Annotated in this window: 16 protein-coding genes; 2 read left to right on the top strand and 14 right to left on the bottom strand. The window is 50.2% G+C overall.

The annotated features are described in order from the left end of the window. Positions 1-28: 28 nt before the first annotated feature. The 10 genes from AC2TF6_RS14340 to AC2TF6_RS14385 all read right to left on the bottom strand — a co-directional run bounded on the left by AC2TF6_RS14340 (position 29) and on the right by AC2TF6_RS14385 (position 11,424). The gene (locus tag AC2TF6_RS14340) at positions 29-1,174 is read right to left on the bottom strand and encodes a Gfo/Idh/MocA family protein (RefSeq protein ID WP_491307304.1); all 1,146 of its coding nucleotides are present in this window, start codon (positions 1,172-1,174) and stop codon (positions 29-31) included. Then, positions 1,171-2,607 carry an L-arabinose isomerase family protein gene (locus AC2TF6_RS14345; RefSeq protein WP_491307305.1) on the bottom strand — a complete coding sequence of 479 codons (1,437 nt, stop codon included), beginning with the start codon at positions 2,605-2,607 and terminating at the stop codon, positions 1,171-1,173. The genes AC2TF6_RS14340 and AC2TF6_RS14345 overlap by 4 nt, the downstream gene beginning before the upstream one ends. Continuing rightward, positions 2,604-3,662: an amidohydrolase family protein gene (locus tag AC2TF6_RS14350; protein ID WP_491307306.1), complete on the bottom strand. Its 1,059-nt coding sequence runs from the start codon at positions 3,660-3,662 to the stop codon at positions 2,604-2,606. Before AC2TF6_RS14350 ends, AC2TF6_RS14345 begins: the two co-directional genes overlap by 4 nt. Positions 3,663-3,684: 22 nt before the next feature. Next, positions 3,685-5,133 carry a xylulokinase gene (locus AC2TF6_RS14355; RefSeq protein ID WP_491307307.1) on the bottom strand — a complete coding sequence of 483 codons (1,449 nt, stop codon included), beginning with the start codon at positions 5,131-5,133 and terminating at the stop codon, positions 3,685-3,687. A 67-nt stretch (positions 5,134-5,200) separates the two neighbouring features. Continuing rightward, entirely contained in the window at positions 5,201-5,989 is a 789-nt protein-coding gene (locus tag AC2TF6_RS14360; protein WP_491307308.1) for a DeoR/GlpR family DNA-binding transcription regulator, read from the bottom strand. Positions 5,990-6,005: 16 nt separating this feature from the next. Then, complete coding sequence (locus AC2TF6_RS14365; protein ID WP_491311659.1) at positions 6,006-7,583, bottom strand: aminotransferase class III-fold pyridoxal phosphate-dependent enzyme; 1,578 nt, start codon at positions 7,581-7,583, stop codon at positions 6,006-6,008. A gap of 277 nt (positions 7,584-7,860) precedes the next feature. Next, positions 7,861-8,115: an acyl carrier protein gene (locus tag AC2TF6_RS14370; RefSeq protein WP_491307309.1), complete on the bottom strand. Its 255-nt coding sequence runs from the start codon at positions 8,113-8,115 to the stop codon at positions 7,861-7,863. 388 nt (positions 8,116-8,503) lie between these two features. Continuing rightward, positions 8,504-9,394 carry a DMT family transporter gene (locus AC2TF6_RS14375; protein ID WP_491307310.1) on the bottom strand — a complete coding sequence of 297 codons (891 nt, stop codon included), beginning with the start codon at positions 9,392-9,394 and terminating at the stop codon, positions 8,504-8,506. 344 nt (positions 9,395-9,738) lie between these two features. Next, positions 9,739-10,257, bottom strand: a complete 519-nt coding sequence (locus AC2TF6_RS14380; protein ID WP_491307311.1) for a GrpB family protein — start codon at positions 10,255-10,257, stop codon at positions 9,739-9,741. Between the two features lie 195 nt (positions 10,258-10,452). After that, positions 10,453-11,424, bottom strand: coding sequence for a LacI family DNA-binding transcriptional regulator (locus AC2TF6_RS14385; protein WP_491307312.1), 972 nt, complete (start codon positions 11,422-11,424; stop codon positions 10,453-10,455). A gap of 155 nt (positions 11,425-11,579) precedes the next feature. On the opposite strand from AC2TF6_RS14385, the gene AC2TF6_RS14390 reads away from it, so the two are divergent. Together AC2TF6_RS14390 and AC2TF6_RS14395 are read left to right on the top strand one after the other, a co-directional pair. After that, positions 11,580-12,770, top strand: a complete 1,191-nt coding sequence (locus AC2TF6_RS14390; RefSeq protein WP_491307313.1) for an MFS transporter — start codon at positions 11,580-11,582, stop codon at positions 12,768-12,770. A 22-nt stretch (positions 12,771-12,792) separates the two neighbouring features. Then, positions 12,793-13,584 (top strand): Cof-type HAD-IIB family hydrolase, encoded by a 792-nt coding sequence (locus AC2TF6_RS14395; protein WP_491307314.1) that lies wholly within the window; start codon positions 12,793-12,795, stop codon positions 13,582-13,584. 196 nt (positions 13,585-13,780) lie between these two features. Here AC2TF6_RS14395 and AC2TF6_RS14400 read toward each other — a convergent pair whose 3' ends face one another. The 4 genes from AC2TF6_RS14400 to AC2TF6_RS14415 form a co-directional block, all read right to left on the bottom strand. Beyond that, positions 13,781-14,227, bottom strand: coding sequence for a GNAT family N-acetyltransferase (locus AC2TF6_RS14400; protein WP_491307315.1), 447 nt, complete (start codon positions 14,225-14,227; stop codon positions 13,781-13,783). Between the two features lie 242 nt (positions 14,228-14,469). Continuing rightward, complete coding sequence (locus AC2TF6_RS14405) at positions 14,470-15,222, bottom strand: GNAT family N-acetyltransferase (protein ID WP_491307316.1); 753 nt, start codon at positions 15,220-15,222, stop codon at positions 14,470-14,472. Positions 15,223-15,474: 252 nt separating this feature from the next. Then, positions 15,475-15,879, bottom strand: coding sequence for a GNAT family N-acetyltransferase (locus AC2TF6_RS14410; RefSeq protein WP_491307317.1), 405 nt, complete (start codon positions 15,877-15,879; stop codon positions 15,475-15,477). 56 nt (positions 15,880-15,935) lie between these two features. Beyond that, entirely contained in the window at positions 15,936-16,796 is an 861-nt protein-coding gene (locus tag AC2TF6_RS14415; protein ID WP_491307318.1) for an amidohydrolase family protein, read from the bottom strand. Between the last annotated feature and the right edge of the window lie 5 nt (positions 16,797-16,801).

Consider the following 16,801-nt stretch of genomic DNA (forward strand, 5'->3'; position numbering starts at 1 on the left):
CATTCCTCCTGGTTGTTATTGTATCCGCTTACAATTTAATGATTTGATCCGCATACGAGCTGCTTTTTCGGAAATCAGGCATATCCATCACTCGGCCGCCATTCATGACGGACAGCTCGGACAGCAGCGCCACCGCCGTCCATTCACAAGCGTCGTACACATCTATGGCAGGCTTCTGCAAGCCTTTGATCGCGTTTACGAAATCCTCCACGATGAAGAAATCGCCGCCCCAATGCCCCGCATTTCTCTGCTCCTCGGTAGCGTTCTTGTACCGTTCCGGCATATAGTCGTTGAAGTCGCTCAGCGGTCGCCATTTGCGCTGTTCGGGTTCTCCACCCATGGAATCTAACCAAATACGGTGCCCATCCCCCAGGAAGCTCGGCCCTTCAACGCAGCCCTTCGTTCCCTGTAGCGACTGGGAGGCGTTCAGCGGCCGGTTCGAAATGCAATCCGTGCGCAGCTTGATTAGTTTGCCGCTCTCCATCTGACAGAGCGTAATGGAGGTATCTTCTTGGCGAAAACGGGGATCGGTGTGCCATCCGGAGCCGAAGCACGACACCGAGCGAATCCGATCGCCTTCCATCCACTTCATGATGGGGCCAAGACTGTGGGTCGGGTAGAAATTTCCTCGCTTGCCGAGCTGCCAATATTTGCGCCAAGTCGGGGCGTTGCGTTCTCCCGATCCGGCGCGATTGAATTGAAAAGCTAATCGGCGCACGTCGTGCACATACTCGCCTTCTCCGTAATAAATGTCCCCCAGCAGCCCCTGCTTCACCAAATTGTTGATTAACTGGTTTTGGGGAATGTAACAGTAGTTTTCGGCGAACATGTACACTTTATCCGATGCTTCGACGGTCTCCTTCAACCACCATAATTCATCCATCGTAACGCCCGCTGTCACTTCGCATAGCACATGCTTGCCTGCTTGCAAGGCGGCGATCGCCTGTGGGACATGAAGGTGCATGGGCGTGGAAATGACGACGGCATCGATGTCCGAATCCAGCATATCCTCGTATATTCGATATGTGCGGGGTATGCCGTGTTCGCGCGCCGCTTCCTGAACGTATTCTCCGTCCAAATCGCAAAGCGCTGTGATTTCGGTATCGGGAAGGCTCCGAAAGCCTTGAAGAGTGCTCAGTCCCCTTGCCCCGACAATTCCAACTTTAATGGTCATATCGCTCCCCCATTTCCTGCATCTTTAACGTAATTTTGTTGCCCTATGACGACCGTGCGCCACCCCATCGCCTCTCCGAACCTCTCCAGCACGTTCATCGCGTCGCCGTAGACGATGACGCCGTGATGAGTGCCGCCCAACCGGCTGAAGTCGGCGAGAAAGCGTTCGATGGGAACGGGCGGGCGGAACCAGCCGCGAATCGCGTCCGTCATCCGGTCTTCACCGTCAGGCTCGCACATCTCGATTGGCGCCAGGATGAACGTATACGTCCCATGTCGTCCCGGCGCCAGGTTCACGTAAACCGCCTTCCCGGCGCGGAAACGACCGTAGGCGGCGACAGGCGTGTCGGCGTCGGCAAACGGGAATACTTTTTCCTTCAACACAGGTCTGCCAGCCGCGACGCGCACATTCATCTCGCCCATGTGGCTCAAGAAGATGCGATTATGCTTCCAATCGGGACAGAACATCTCCGAGAACGAGCTGTCCGGGTAAACGGACAAGAGCGCGCCCGTCAACGCAGCCGTCAGCACGTCGCCTTCTCCCGCGTAGCCGACGCCGCGCGCCATCGCTTTGCTCGCTTCTAGGAAAGGCATGCCGGACAGGCCGGATCCCCGTCTGACGTCTAAAAAGTTAACGGTGAAAGCCGCGATCCCGTTACGCTCGATCCAGCGTCTCACCGTCAGATCTGTACGGATCGATTGTCGCAGCGTATCGCGATCGACCCTATTCGCATCATACCTTTGCGCGTCCTCCGCGATTTCCCGTTCGATCCACTCGTCGGGAATCGGGTCGGCTTCGGATGCGTCGGCGTCCAGGAGATCCCACGCGACCGTCTCGATGCCGATCGACGAACGCAATTCGTCCGCCGGCACCTGGAAATCGCCCATCCCGGGGAATGGCCGGCCGATCGCGCCGACGCGGGCGCCGCGCAGCCGCTCGGCCAACCGGGCGGCTTTCACGCCATCGACGACCCGGTCGAGCACGTCAGATTCCACCCAGTGTCCCGCTTCAATCTGAAAGCGCTTCCCATTTCGGATGAGCAAGTTACACATATCCTGTACGCCATGTATGCCGTGGTTGTACATGATCTCGTCCGGGTGCTGCGCCGTGCCGAAATCGTACGTCGGCGTCGTGTCCAGCACGATCAGAGGCAGCCCGGTGGCGGCCAGCGCGTCGGCGGACTCCAGTGAAGGGGAGTACGCCAAATGCAGCGTCACGATGGCGTCCGTTTCCTCCCGTTCGAATGCTTGCACCGCCGCCGCAAATTCCGGCTTGACGGCACAGATCGGAGTGCGTACGACCTCAAGCCCCCGGTTTTCGAATGCGCCGACAATCGTGCGATAGAACGCGTCCACCCGCTCCCGTATTTCCGGCCAATAGTCGTCATAAAGCTTCACGTACAGCGGCAACAACCCGATCTTCAGCTTCTTCATCGGCGCGGCACCTCGATTCCATCGATCATCGTCCGGGCGTTGTTGTGGAAAATATCCTCGATGTCGGACTGCCTCAGGCTCTCCGCCTCCGCTGCAGCGCGGAAAGCTTCGATCTCTTCGTAGAGGAAGAAAGAGATCGCATCCGCCTCGGCCCCGGTCACTTCCCGCAAATGCGAATCGCCGGACACGTCGCCGTACAAGCCGGCGGGCACCAGGTTCACATAACGGCCGTTCTCGCAAATCCGTCTCGTCCGCATGCGCAAGATCGGCAGATCGCTGCCGAAAACGATGCGCTTCGGCCCCACGGCCCGAATCAATTGCCTGAACACGCAAGCATTCGTATTCGCGCTGAAGTCGAACACCATATTTTTCGTCTCCGCGAGAATGTCGAAGGCGTCGCCTACGTCTTCCGGGCAATACGCGCGCCCCACATGGGCGATGATCAGCTTCAGCGACGGATAGCGACGCTCGATCTCCAGCATTTGCGCCAGATTGACAGGGTCCTTCAGACGGCCGTCGCGGGGAATGTGCAGCATGGCGATCCAGCCGTGCCGATTGAGCACTTCCAGCTGATGTGGCGGCAGAAAATCGTAAATGCGGATCTCCTTCTCCGGAATATAGGGAGCGGAGAAGTTCAGATATACCTTGCATCCCAGGAAGCCGCCCCGCTTGATGCCATCTTCGAATTCGGAAGCGCTTTGCTCCGGCCTGGCGACCATCAGCGACGGCAATTGGTGCCGTTCAGCGCATTGCCGGACATACTCGTTCCCCGCCTCGATGTCGTAGTCCATGCTGACTTGGGAGAAAATGAGCGGCGTCACGTCCTTGCCGGGGAACATGAGCCGGTAGGTCTCGAACAGATCCTCGATCGGATTGTCCTTGGCGACGAGAGAGGGCCATGTAACCGCTCTCACGGGCGTGCCAGACGAGGCCAGCCGGATGCGGTCCGGCCATACGTGCGTATGAATGTCGATGATCCGGTCTGGGAGAAAAGCTTGCAGCTGCCGCTCGTAGAACTGCCGATCGACTTCTTTTACTTCGAACAAAGCTTTCATCGTTTGCCACCTCCGCAATACATCATGTGTATGATTCCTGAAACTTGCCGTATCTTTCGCGATAGACCGCCCCCGCCGACCGGTCGGGCACACGGACCATCTCGGGAAAAGCCAGCTGCCGCAACGCGTCCCGCTCGTCCGCGTATTGTCCCACACCGATGGCAGCCACGATCGCTGCGCCAACGGCTCCTGCACAGGAGCCGTTGGCCGTACGAACCTCCATGCCGAGCACGTCGGCCACGATCTGCGGCCACGGGTGCGTCTCGGAAGGACCGCCCACGAGCGCGGCCGACGTGAAGCGCATACCGGCAGCCTCCAGCCGGTCCAGCTCCCGCTTCAATAGATAAGCGGTGCCTTCCATCAGCGCTCTGGCGATATCCGCCTTGGCGTACCCTTCCAGGTTATCGAACCCGTCTTGCCGGCTCGGATCGAGGACGAGCCCTCCCGCTCCATGTTGAGCGGAAGCGGCCAGCCGATTGAACTCGTTGTACCGATCCGGGGCGTCGGATAAGTAGCGGCGGATGTAGCAATCGATTGAAGTTGCGATTGCCGACAGTGAGAACATGCCGCCCCAGGCTCCTGCGGGATGAAGATAAGGATCGGTCAGCAGCCGCAGCTCAACGGAGCGCCGCCGGTCGTTCACCGGACAGAAGCCAACCCAGGACGTACCGCAGGATAGAAGCAACTGACCTTCGTCGACCACTCCGGCTCCTCTGGCCGAGCACGGATGATCGAACGTGCCGAGGACGACAGGCGTTCCGCGCGGCAGCCCCGTATCGCGGGCGGCTTCGGCCCCGATTTGCCCAATCACCGTGCCCGTGGGACAGATGGGCGGGAGCTTGCGCTCCGGTATGCCGAGGGCATTCAGGGTAGGCAGGTGCCACTTTCCGGTCTGTTGATCCTGCAAATACATGGTGGTGGCGGTCGAGGGATCGATGGCCCAATTGCCTGTCAATTTGAAAAGAATATAGTCCGTGCTCATGCAGATGACGTCCGCTTCGTCCAGCAGCTCCGGCGCATGGCATTTTAGCCAAGCCAGATGAGCGAGTGGAAACGCCTTCAACAATGGCCAGCCGACGCGCTCGTGCACCTCGCCGGCGTCCAACCGCCCGAACACCGTCTCGATCTCATCTCGAACGCGTGTATCCATCCAACTGATCGCCGGCAGAAGCGGCTCGCCCCGCCCGTTCACCAGCACCGTGTTCCCGCTGGCCGAAGCGATGCTAAGCCCGGCGACGGTGCCGCCGAGAGGCAGCGCGAGTGTCAGCCGGCGGATGACGTCCGCCGTCGACCGATACAACTGATCCGCGTCGAACTGCACTCGATCGCTCTCTGCGGGCAAGTAAGCCACTTTGTACGTCTCTCGGGACAGGATTGTCCCTGCGGCGGACATCAACACGCCTTTGACGGCGGACGTTCCTATGTCAAGACCGATGAAGCCAATTTGCTCGCGGTTCAGTCCGTCCTGCATCGCGTTCATCCTCCCTCGTCAAGTGTTCCGCTCGCAGCAGAAACATCAGAAATACCCCCTTGGTGTTTTAGACGAGCCGGACTTCGACGCCCTTTTCCTTGATGGCTTCGACTTCACCCTTATTAGCGTTTTGGTTGGAGATCAGGCAATCGATTTTGTCGATGGCCTCGATGCGCGCAAAGTTGGCACGGCCGATCTTCGAGTAGTCGGCGACCAGAATACTTTTATCCACGAGCGCAATCATTCTCCGGTACAGCTCCGCTTCCAGGTGGTGGTAGGTCGTCACCCCGAATTCGGAGCTGACGCCGTCCGACGACAATATAAGCTTGTCTGCCTTGTACCGATTCAACTGGGTAATGGCGTCGTCGCCGGTAATGAACTGGTACTCCAGATTGATATTCCCACCCAGCATGATGACAACATTAAGGTTGCGATGGAATCTGGCTTCGTGGACCACGGGCAACGAATTCGTAATGATGATCAGGTTCTTGTGATTTTTCAGCTCCTGCATCACATTTAGCGGAGTCGTGCCGGAACCGATGATGACCGTGTCACCATCCGAGATCATGCCGGCCGCTTCGGCGGCGATTTTTCTTTTCTCGTCGCCGTTCGTCGCCGATCGGTCGTGAAACGTCATATTGTAGTAGTTTTTGTACGTGCTGATTGCTCCGCCATGAACGCGCTGCAACGCTCCCTGCTCTTCCAGAACATCGAGGTCGCCTCGGATCGTCACATCGGAAATGCCGAACAGCTTGCTTAAGTCAGCGACTTTTACTTTACCCTCGCTTTGCAGCAGCTCCAGAATCCGCTTTCTTCTTTCGTCGATGTCGATCTCTCTTGTATCGTGCTCGGTCATAAACATTCCTCCAGTATCAGACGATAGGATGGACCGATTCGCTGGTACGGCCGCGCTTCTCCGCACGGATCGCCCGCAGCGCCTCGTCCATGCTGCCTAATACGTAGTCTATCATTTCCCTTGTGGCGATTGTAGGGGGTTTCGTAAGCGCCGCGGGCGGACAGCTCGCTTTGTACGTTTGGGCGCTGATGTCGATGCACGATTCGTTCAAATTCTTCGTGAACCGCGTGACGGTCTGCGCTTCGCGGAAGAAGATCGTCGACAAGTGCCCAAGCCCTTCCGTACGGTCGATGAAGTCTGGGTAGGATGCCGCCAGCTCCCGCAGCTTGTCTTCATAATATTGACCCATGCCGCGTATGTGGCTGCCGTTCGCTTCCGTGAACTTCATCGTAATCAGATAAGCCAGCGCGGCCAATTCTTCCTGGCCGTTGGTGACCAGTGCGCCGAATTGGTTAAGCGTATCCATGGCAGCCGTCGTGATAATGCGGGAAGCCGGATATTGGCCGCCCGGGAAGCCTTTGCCGATGACGACGAAGTCTGGATTCAGCCCGTATTCACGGAAAAGGAACATCGGCGGATACCACATGCACGATTGAATTTCATCACACATGATCGGGGTATCGTGCTCGTGGCACAGCGCATAGACTTGCTGCAAATACTGCGGTTCGAGCTTGATGCCCCCGTAATTCATCAGAATGATTTCGTGCAGAAACCCCGCCGCCTTGTAGGGAGGCTTGTTGTACTGTTCGAATTTCGCACGGAAATCGTCCCAATCGTTGATACGCACCGGACAAACCTTCAAGATCCCGGCCTGTTCCAGCTTCTCGCCCAACCCGGGCCACATGTCGCGCATGATTTGGGCAAAAATCGTCGTTCCATGGTAGTTCGCCTTGCCCCCGCCGTCATGGTCCGCCATCACGAAAAATACCGGCGTGCGATTCCCATATTTTGGCTGTTGGAAAGTTTCATCCAATGGAAAAAACCTGGCCAGCATCATCTTGATGCCCGCTTCGCAAGCCAACGTTCCGGTCTCGAGATTGATGACCCGGTTCAGCACATGCGGTTCCTGGGAAGCGAGGGCGGTATCCAACGCGTCCGTCTCCTCCGGGCGAAGCCCATTGATCGTCCGCACGAGCTCTCGTTCAAGCAGGCGGGTAATGTAGCCGCGTGTGTTGTTATGGGTCGCATTCGTAATGCCGAGCGCTCTGGCATTGTCGATCAGCCGGTAACCGGGAAAATTGTGGCCGAGCGGAGTATGGTAGTGCTCGCTCTTTGCCGCCAGGTACAGCCTGCCGTCTTCACCCAGGCGTAGATACCCCAGGCCGCCAATTGGACTCGCTTTCGTATTGGTTGCGTTTCTGAACGCATTCGTAGGCGCCCCGTCAAGCGATGATTCCATCGCCTGGACGAACGGCTTCCCAACATGCGCCAACAATCGATTCGCATGGCTGATGTATTCCTCCGGCAAAAATTCAACTTCGTCATTCGCCAGCCGCTCGGCCTCTTCGAGGCTGAGCCCCGACAACGAAGTTGCTCCAGCGATGACGGCGTTCATATAGGATGTGCCTAACAATTGGATAAGGGACAGCTTCACGGAGTTCAATCAATTCCACCTCGCCTTCTGGGATAAAAACTTGTTTTATGCTTTCGTTTATATTTTATTTATGTTTCGTTTATTTGTCAATATTATTATTTATCAATTTCGTTTTCGTTTTCTTTTGTTGGGGAGCGCAGATTCTACTATAAAAAAAAGTGAAGTCCTCCTTATTTGGAAGCTCCACTTTATCCTTGTTGCCTTTAGTTTTCATGACGATTATCTAATAAACAAAGGGTTCAGGTTAAGATCTGTTTAAAGAAATTGGTGTCCAGCATTATGTTATTTTCTTCAGAAAAGAAACAATATCCCCCACACTCGACAAGTTATCCAGCGTTAGATCTTCATCACCAAAGCTGATTTCAAACGTCTCCTCCAATTGAACGATCAGCGCGACAGCGGTGACCGAATCAAGTATGCCATGCTGTCCGAGCAAGGTTGTTTCCGTCAACACCTCTTTGCTTCCCAATAAAGTTTGCACGATTTGGGCAACCTTGTGCTCCAATTCTCGGCTATCCATTTTTTCAATCATTTAATGACACTCCTTTTCCATTTCCAAATGGATCCAATCCGGCCCCGAATAAGTATAGGGAAACGGCAGCTCATAGATCGATTCCCGCACCCCCTGCAAACGGCGTCTAAAACCCAACAAAAGCATTGCTATATTAAGATAATCCGATCCATTACCTTCATTATTGGCAAGAAAAATCGCCCTTCATCTGACCTAAAAAGGGCAATTGAAGGGCGATTTGTTTTAATGATTACACCAAGTTGAATGAGATCAATGACATTTCGCATGTCATATATTCCCCTCTCCCCTTTGGTTTTTTATACCATAAGAAGGGGGGCACGGATGCAAATATTGATCTTAGTTGAGCTCCATCGCAGGCTACTTCGACAATTGAATTCTTCAGCTAAAATTAAGTAGAATTCTTACTCCCATCAAGCCCCTTCTTCTCTCCGCCAGCTTCCCCTATCCATGTGGAGCCCAACAACAATACAGCGCCGAATAGCTGCTGCAATGTCATTCTCTCTCCTACGACCAGAGCTGAAATCAATAACGAGGTTAAGGGATCGATATAACTCAATACAGCGATGCTTTGGCCTTTTAGTCCTTTCATTCCTGCAAAGAAAAAATAAAATCCAATCCCACCATGAAGGATACCAAGCACAAGCATCAATATAACCGCGTCACCGGTGATCTTTAAGAAATTGAGGCCACCTGTAAACAGCACAAATGGAAGCAGCATCGTTACCGACAAGCCAAGCTGCAGAAGCGTAATTGCCAGACCGTCCAGGTCCCGAATAAACTTGTTGACTAGCGTCAAAACGGCATAGAAACCCGCCGCGACGAGTCCGTAGCCGATACCGAGTAGATGAAATCCGGTTGTTCCCATCCTGCCGTTTTGCAAAATGAAGAACAAGCCGAGCAAAGCAATCCCGACACATACCGTCTTTTTGAGCGACAGCTTTTCTTTCAAAACGAAGGGAGAGAACATAATAACCAGAACAGGAGCAAAATAATAGCTCAACGCCGCATTGGCAATCGTTGTTTCCTTGTACGCCTGAAACAAAAAGATCCAGTTGCCACTCAACGCGGCGCTTGCAATAAACAAAGCCGCGGCATTCTTTTTCACCTTCCGCCACGATACCCTCTGCTTCGTCCATACAAAGACGACAAGCAGAAACAAGCCACCGATCAAGCTCAAGAACAAAGCAATTTCTTTGGAAGACAAGTCGATATATTTGGCAAACACGCCAACTGCGCCGAAGATGATCATCGACAGCACAAAAGATAGTTTTTCCCTCACAGTGTATTCCCGCTTTCTACTAATATGATGGTGAGACCAATGAGATAGTCTGCCATTGCATACAGTAGAATCTATGAAAGGACCTGTATAATTCATGTAGTTACCTTGACAGTAGATTCTACTGTTTTGGTACTACCGGTGGTGCAATAAAATTATACATCTACATCGCCTCCTTTCAATGGACTCATACATTCATTTCAACAGTACACAAGCCAAGCGCTGTATAGTTTACGAAATAGGATGATTAAGCTCCCGATCGAACGAAGCCATTCACGGCCTATCAAAAAGTCGACCCATTTAGGCCGACTTTTAAATCTTACAGCGGCTTTAAGCATGTTGTCATTTCAGCGAATTTTCCAATGCCATTGGAGCGCTTCTTTTTCGACTTTTTTAACAAAATCGTCTTTTCCGTCGCCGTAGCTTTCAATGTCGGTTGGATGTTTGTCGGCTAATTCGCTTTTTAAATCTCCGTATTCCTTACATATTTTCGGATTTTGACGAAGATAATCTCTGAACGACAAGTGCCTTTCGATTTCTTGAATATGATCATACTGGAATGCATGAATTTGATGAGTACGATCATCCCCACCTTTACGGAAGTATCTTCTTCCCTTTATTCCTAATTCGCCCATGACTTCATAGCCAAGGTTTTCAAATTGGGCTGAGAAAGCATCCAATCCTCCGATATCGTTGACTACGAGCAAAATGTCAATAATCGGTTTTGCTTTTAAATAGGGTACAGAAGTACTCCCAATATGAAAACTGTTCACTAGTTCATCTTGAAGAATTTCCTTAATTGCCTGTTCTTCTTTTAGATACTCGTTTTTCCAATTTGGATCATATTCAACTACTAGGATATTCATTTGTAACTCCCTTCATGACAAATCTTCCCGTTAGATTTAATGGATGCAAGGCTGCCAAATGCCGAACGTAAACTTCTCCACAAGACACCCAATCCTCCTTTGTGACATTCATGGGGTTCGAACAACAACAAAGAAGCTATTCTCTAAAGGGTATGGCTTCTTTGTTGTGTAGGTAGGAGTATACTTCGAGCTCATTCAGGACAACACACTAACTTCTGTTCGAGTTCTGAAGTTGAGTTGATGTCGAATCTGAACTTGGGCATATTCATCGCTTAGTAATAGCGAGACGACTTGCTCGCCAATTGCAGTTTGATGATAATCCACACTTGGGAAACCTAATATTTCACTTAATGGCGTATTCTCCTCGCCAATAATCTCGAAATCTTGCGGGTAACTGTAGCCGTGCGTCTGGGCGGAAGCTATAATTCCTGCAGCGACTTCATCGCCATTCGTAAAAACCGCATCCGGGACGATCGAATTTCGAAACATGAGGTCGCCAACTCTTTTCCCATCTTGATAGTCGAAGCACTGGTCGAAGAACTGACTTTCATACGCTTCGGAGATGGTTTCTTGATACGCCTGAATACGTAATCGCGTGCTAGGACTCGATTGAAAATCTCTTCCCGATGTGAAATGTATACGCTTATAGCCTTCGTTCTTCAAATAAGTGAAGACTTCGATATACGCTGCAAATCGATCTGGGAACACAGACGGGACATGCCCGACGTGGCAAGCCTCGCAGCATACGATTTTCCCCCACTCGGACAAGGCTAAGATCTGCTCAGGATGAAGTGTATGCGAAGTGAGTATGATTCCATCGACCATTTTCTTTTTCAATAACGTAAAATAGCTACTCTCTATGACGTTCTCATAATACGAAGGCAGCAAGAGAACTTGATAATGCAACTCATGCGCTTTCTTCAGAATACCGTTAATGAGTTCATCATAACAAGAGTTATTGTTATACGGCACAATGACACCAATGGTATTTGTCTTTCCTTTGCTTAGTTTCACCGCGTTGCCATTCACCGAATAGTTCAACTCTTTTATAACCGCCATAACCTTTTCTTGCTTGTTCTTGGCGACATGAGGATACTCATTGAGAACCCGGGATACGGTTGCAATCGAGACACCTGCAATTCTAGCGACATCTTTGATATTCGCCATACGGCTCCCCCTTCTTTCTGCATATTCGGAATCATTGTAACATGCCGATTTCTTTTATAGAAATATGGTTTTGAATGCTTGACTTGAAACGCATTTCATTCTTTACAATGAAAATATTAGCAGGATGATCCCTATTTCTAGAAGGAGGTTAAGGCATGAGAACCTTTGCGATCGCTTCGTATTCATTGTATTTTCTAGCAGGACTTGTCATTACATCGATCGGTTCTGTGATGCCGCAATTGCTTGCTCACTATGAGCAATCTTATACGGTTGGCGGGCAGATGGTATTCGTGAGTGCAGTCGGCTTTATTGCGGGCGTGCCAATTTCTGCATGGCTCATGAAAGTGTTGATGAAGGAAAAATACGTACTCGCGCTCTCTGCGATCGTCATTGCGATTGCGCAGTTCAGTGTATGGTCACTTCCGCCGTTCGGCTGGGTTGTGGCATTAAATTTCTTGAATAGTGTCGGTACAGCAGCAATCGAGTGCGTTGTTGCGACATTGATGATGGAAGTATTCGTTGGCCGTCGAGCTGTGGTGATGAGTTATCTCGAAGTCTCGTTCGGGGTCGGTGCGCTCTGTATGCCACTCATCGCTAGTGTATTGATTGCGAATCAGGTTTGGCGGTATTCCTTCCTCGTGACGGCATGTCTTGGAATCATTATGGCGGTTATATGGTGCTTCATCTCTTTTGTCAAGGAGGGAACGGAAGGCGCGGAATCTTTGGATGCCAGCATTGCACCGCCGCCGATGTTCAAGACTAAGCAGATGAAGCGGTACATTCTCTTCGCATTCATCTTCTTGATTTTCATTTACAGCGGGATTGAGGGGAGTCTGAATCATTTCATGTCCTCCATCTTCCTGAATCATTTAGAGGTTACCCCTTACTACGCCTCGGTAAGTATTAGCTTGTTCTGGACAGCGATGGTGATTGGCAGGGCTGCTACAGGTTGGATTATTCGCAAAGTAAATTATGGGAGTTATTTGCGCTGGAGTATGTTCGGTACGTTCGTAGTTATCGTCATGTTTGCGTTATGGAGGGATGCTGTCGTTGGCTTTATCCTGGTCATCATGATGGGGTTAACGATGTCTGGTGTGTATTCGATCACGATGGTGTATGCGAATCATACGTTTCCCGGCATGACGCGTCTCGTTACCAGTCTGGTTACAGCTTTTGCCGGATTCGGAGCCGCGCTCTTTCCTGCACTGATTGGATATTTGATGGACCATTCAGGCACGGTATCTGCGCTGTGGTATATCGCTGGCTTTGCGGCGATTTATTTGATCACACTGCTGCTAGGTATCGGCAGATTCTACCGTAATCAAATGGACGTGACCTTAAATTAATGATTAAGAGGAGGACTTGAACATGGATGTACAACTCATTGCCGTAGACATGGATGGTACGTTTCTTAATGACCGCAAGGATTATAATCGAGATCGTTTTCTGGAACAATATGCGCAGATAAAAAGAAAAGGCATTCGGTTTGTTGTGGCTAGCGGGAATCAATATTACCAGCTGCGGTCGTTTTTTCCTGAAATTGAGCATGAAATTGCTTTTGTTGCGGAGAATGGCGCTTATATTATAGACGGGAAAGAGGAAGTGTTTACAGGCCGAATGTCTGATGAGACGATTGCGAAGACGCTGGAGCTTTTGAAACACTATCCTTCCTCGAACATTGCATTATGCGGCAAACAAAGTGCTTACATGCGGCATGATGAATCAGATGACTATTACAACTATTCGAAACAATACTACCATCGATTAAAGAGAGTCGAGAATCTAACGTCTATCGAGGATCAATTGTTTAAATTTGCCCTTCGTTTTCCACTTGAAGATCTGGATCAAGCACTTGTGAACTTGAAGCTTGAGTTAGGAGAGGAAGTTACGGCCGTATCGTGCGGTCATGGGGATGTGGATATTATTGTGACGGGCATTCACAAGGCGCATGGAATTCAGCTTCTTCAGCAAAGATGGCAGATTGCGGACGATAAGACGGCGGCTTTTGGCGATAGTGGCAATGATGTCGAAATGCTAAGGCATGTACATTTTAGCTATGCGATGGAACATGCGAGTGAACTCGTGAAGAGGACGGCGAAATATCAGATCGGTTCCAATAATGCCGAAGCTGTGCTGGATACGATAGATCTGTTATTATGATAAATAAAAAAAGCCATTTCGAAATTCGTTCCATTTTATCTTAAAAAATTTTAGTAGCCTTAGCCTTCCAATCAATGAATATTGGAAGGCTTTTAAAGTTGTTTGAAAATTAATGGTTGTAGAACTTTTTTCCGAAATGTTGCCTTGAAATCAAGCGATTGTTAAATCGGTTTGCAATAGAGGCAGCTAGGTATGCTCACTTGGCAAGAAGAATTGCATGATCATATGTTTTGAATCCATTTTTAATATAAAATTTCTCCGATGGGTATCCCCTGGAAGTAGTTAACACGATAGCTTTTATATCCTGCTTTTTAATGTCGGATTCGATAAGCGCTAGAAACTTGCTGCCTACTCCTTGTCCTTGGAATTTTTCACTTACACAAAATTGATCAATGAAATACTCCATTCCTTTTAGACATGGCTTTTTTGCGCCTAGGCTCAATCCAACAAGTTCATTTCCTATTTTTAGAACGTACCCAATAAAATAATTGTTTTTCATGTAATGCTCAAAAAAATCTACAACTTGTTTTCTTGACTCATAGACATCATTCCAAGGTTCTCTTGAGAAAGTGTCCATGAATAAATCAACACAATCATCAAGCATGTCATATTTCAACGATTTTAGATCATGCTTTAATTTCATTTATATCTCCCCATCCAATAGAACGTTTCTTTGAATCATCTTCACAAAGCTTCTGATCAGCAGCTTCTTCGCCTGCTCGTCCCAGTAACGCTGCAAATACTCCTGCCTACATCCAGAATACCCTGCTTCATGCGGGAGGAAATATGCACCGGATGATAGTGCAGCTACTCCGCAAGGCACTCATGGCACGCATAGGGGTTATCCTCTAACCGACATTCAAGTGCTTATTTTGAGTCGAGCTCTCAGTCTATGGAGTCGGGAGAAATGACGTCCCACTTTCCAAACAGCGTCAAACCCGCCGCTTTAGCCAGTGACGTAGATGCATGGTTATCGAGCTGACATCGGTACTGAGGTTCGTATCCCTGATCATAGGCATACTTGCAAATGGAAAGCACCACTTTGCGGGCATGACCTTTTCCTCTAAATGGCGTCAGCGTCAGGACGCCGAGATCCGCAATTTGCGAATTGTCCTCCCAGGGATACATGCTGGCGGCACAAACCAGCCGGTTTTGCTCAAAAGAGCCAAACACGGCCCAGTGATCCAATTCTACAGAAGCGTCATCCAAGTCTTGTTCCGAAGCGGAGGACTCGAACTCAGAGAAAACCGCATCATCGTGCTTTGTTAACCGGCGCAAGTCACCTTCCAGATTTTCCTGCAGCAATACGTTCTTATCGGCTTCTGAGAAATAAAAAAGATAATCTGCACCATGCAGTGCGACTCCCGCTTCATTCAATTTCTGGCGAAAGATCTCCTCTGACAGGTCTTCTCGTTGATTAAGGCCTACCTTATCGGCCATCGCGGGCGTCAGGACCGCCATAACCCGACCGTCGATGGTTTCCAGCACCATGACCCGACTGTCTTCCTCCAGGTCTGGGTTGATGGCGACAGTAAAGGCTTCATCGCTATAGAGGACGTCTCCGTTCAAAAATTGCGCCCGCCAAAAGTCAGTTATCATTTGTGAAAATAAAGGCATACTTCTTTCTTGGCTTTTCATTAAGTTCACTTCCTTATTCTGCGTTATTGTAGCAGAGTATAACTCTGCGGCACCCATGCATGGTTTCTTAAGCACAATACATAGGCCCGGCGAGACATCATTAAGGCAAAAAAGAATGCGGAGCCTGCACCCAAGGTTCATCACCAGAAGTCGCACGTAATAACCGATTCACTTGTCGGGCCCTTTTTCGGTTTGCACCTCAACGCAGGTCCACATTCTACCTTTAGCTCGTCTCTTTCAAGAAAAGAGGTTTTATCGATTGATTTTCTTTGTCATTCCAACGGAAAATTTCTTGAATCCAAAAGACTCATAATAGGATTCCAAGCTTTCTGTACACAAAAGTTGGGGGATTACTCGATTGTGTTCACAATGATCGACCAATCGATTAAGCATTTCTTTACCAATCCCCTTGACTTGATAACTTGGCAGTACACACAATCCACATATAATTCCAGTAATCACACCATCAGAAATGATTCGCCCCATCCCCACCAATTTTTGATCATCAAAAGCATAAATTGCGTACCAACTTTGATTGCACATTTGTTTCAACTCATCAGCGGATAATTTAAGTGAATTCCATCCTAATGATTCATAGAGGGAAAACAATTGCGAAAAATCTTTAGGGGGTTCATTTGTAAAATAGATAGTATTCACGCTTGTACCTCCGATAAATAGATTGGTCCAGGTGATCTTGCAGTACAGATCGATCGCTATCCGACCAACGGGGCGATTTTGGGAAACACCCGCAAGGCAGTACGATAAAAAACATCCTCGTGACAGGATTCGGGAATCAGTTCCCGCACGAATTGCAAATATGGTTCTACCGGGGCGAGCGGCCAATCGGTGCCGAACAGCATTTTTTCGTATTGGCCGCAGTAAGCCAGCGCTTGGCGCAAATGGGCGAATACGAGCGGCGAATCTTTCAGCCGCGCGCATTCGGCGGCATGGCCAACGATCAGACCGGATAGATCAGCGAATACGTTGCGGTTTTTATATACGACTTCCGCTCCGTCGAGCACCCACGGGTCGCCCAAATGGGCCATCATGAAATTGACTTCGCGATGATCGACGGCCACTTCGTCTACCGTCAGCGGATGCGCATATTTCAACAAGCCGCGTTCCGAGTACGTATCGCCTGTATGGAATACGACCGGCACTTTATATTGTTTCGCCAACTCATATACCGGCTGATAGACGCTGTCATAGGCGTAGAACGGATAATAGCCGAGGTAAATTTTGATCCCGACCGCCTCCGGCCGCTGCAAAGCCCGTTCCAGCTCGTCCAGTCCGGCGTTGTCCAGTTTGAAGGGATTAACCCCGGGACAGTAGACGACTTGCTTCGGAAAAGCTGCCGTTATCATATCGAGCCCCATCGGGGTCAAGGCTTCCCGGTCTGGGAAGCCTCCAGGGGCGGATTCCGTCAATCCCATTCCGATGCCCAGCACGACGCCTTGCGCGGCGTATTCGCTGAGCAAGCCTTCAACGGAATAATCGACGAATGAACGGGTTGATGCCGTATCTTTAAATGAAGCAATATGGGACAAATGCATATGCGCATCGATCACTTTCATTCGGT

The organism is Paenibacillus sp. JNUCC 35 (assembly GCF_058269095.1).

What these genes read in the sequence shown, in the direction of transcription:
- AC2TF6_RS14350 (WP_491307306.1), bottom strand. Translation starts at nt 3,662, where the DNA reads ATGAAAGCTTTGTTCGAAGTAAAAGAAGTCGATCGGCAGTTCTACGAG.
- AC2TF6_RS14380 (WP_491307311.1), bottom strand. Translation starts at nt 10,257, where the DNA reads ATGAATATCCTAGTAGTTGAATATGATCCAAATTGGAAAAACGAGTAT.
- AC2TF6_RS14340 (WP_491307304.1), bottom strand. Translation starts at nt 1,174, where the DNA reads ATGACCATTAAAGTTGGAATTGTCGGGGCAAGGGGACTGAGCACTCTT.
- AC2TF6_RS14370 (WP_491307309.1), bottom strand. Translation starts at nt 8,115, where the DNA reads ATGATTGAAAAAATGGATAGCCGAGAATTGGAGCACAAGGTTGCCCAA.
- AC2TF6_RS14395 (WP_491307314.1), top strand. Translation starts at nt 12,793, where the DNA reads ATGGATGTACAACTCATTGCCGTAGACATGGATGGTACGTTTCTTAAT.
- AC2TF6_RS14385 (WP_491307312.1), bottom strand. Translation starts at nt 11,424, where the DNA reads ATGGCGAATATCAAAGATGTCGCTAGAATTGCAGGTGTCTCGATTGCA.
- AC2TF6_RS14345 (WP_491307305.1), bottom strand. Translation starts at nt 2,607, where the DNA reads ATGAAGAAGCTGAAGATCGGGTTGTTGCCGCTGTACGTGAAGCTTTAT.
- AC2TF6_RS14360 (WP_491307308.1), bottom strand. Translation starts at nt 5,989, where the DNA reads ATGACCGAGCACGATACAAGAGAGATCGACATCGACGAAAGAAGAAAG.
- AC2TF6_RS14415 (WP_491307318.1), bottom strand. Translation starts at nt 16,796, where the DNA reads ATGAAAGTGATCGATGCGCATATGCATTTGTCCCATATTGCTTCATTT.
- AC2TF6_RS14400 (WP_491307315.1), bottom strand. Translation starts at nt 14,227, where the DNA reads ATGAAATTAAAGCATGATCTAAAATCGTTGAAATATGACATGCTTGAT.
- AC2TF6_RS14355 (WP_491307307.1), bottom strand. Translation starts at nt 5,133, where the DNA reads ATGCAGGACGGACTGAACCGCGAGCAAATTGGCTTCATCGGTCTTGAC.
- AC2TF6_RS14390 (WP_491307313.1), top strand. Translation starts at nt 11,580, where the DNA reads ATGAGAACCTTTGCGATCGCTTCGTATTCATTGTATTTTCTAGCAGGA.
- AC2TF6_RS14405 (WP_491307316.1), bottom strand. Translation starts at nt 15,222, where the DNA reads ATGAAAAGCCAAGAAAGAAGTATGCCTTTATTTTCACAAATGATAACT.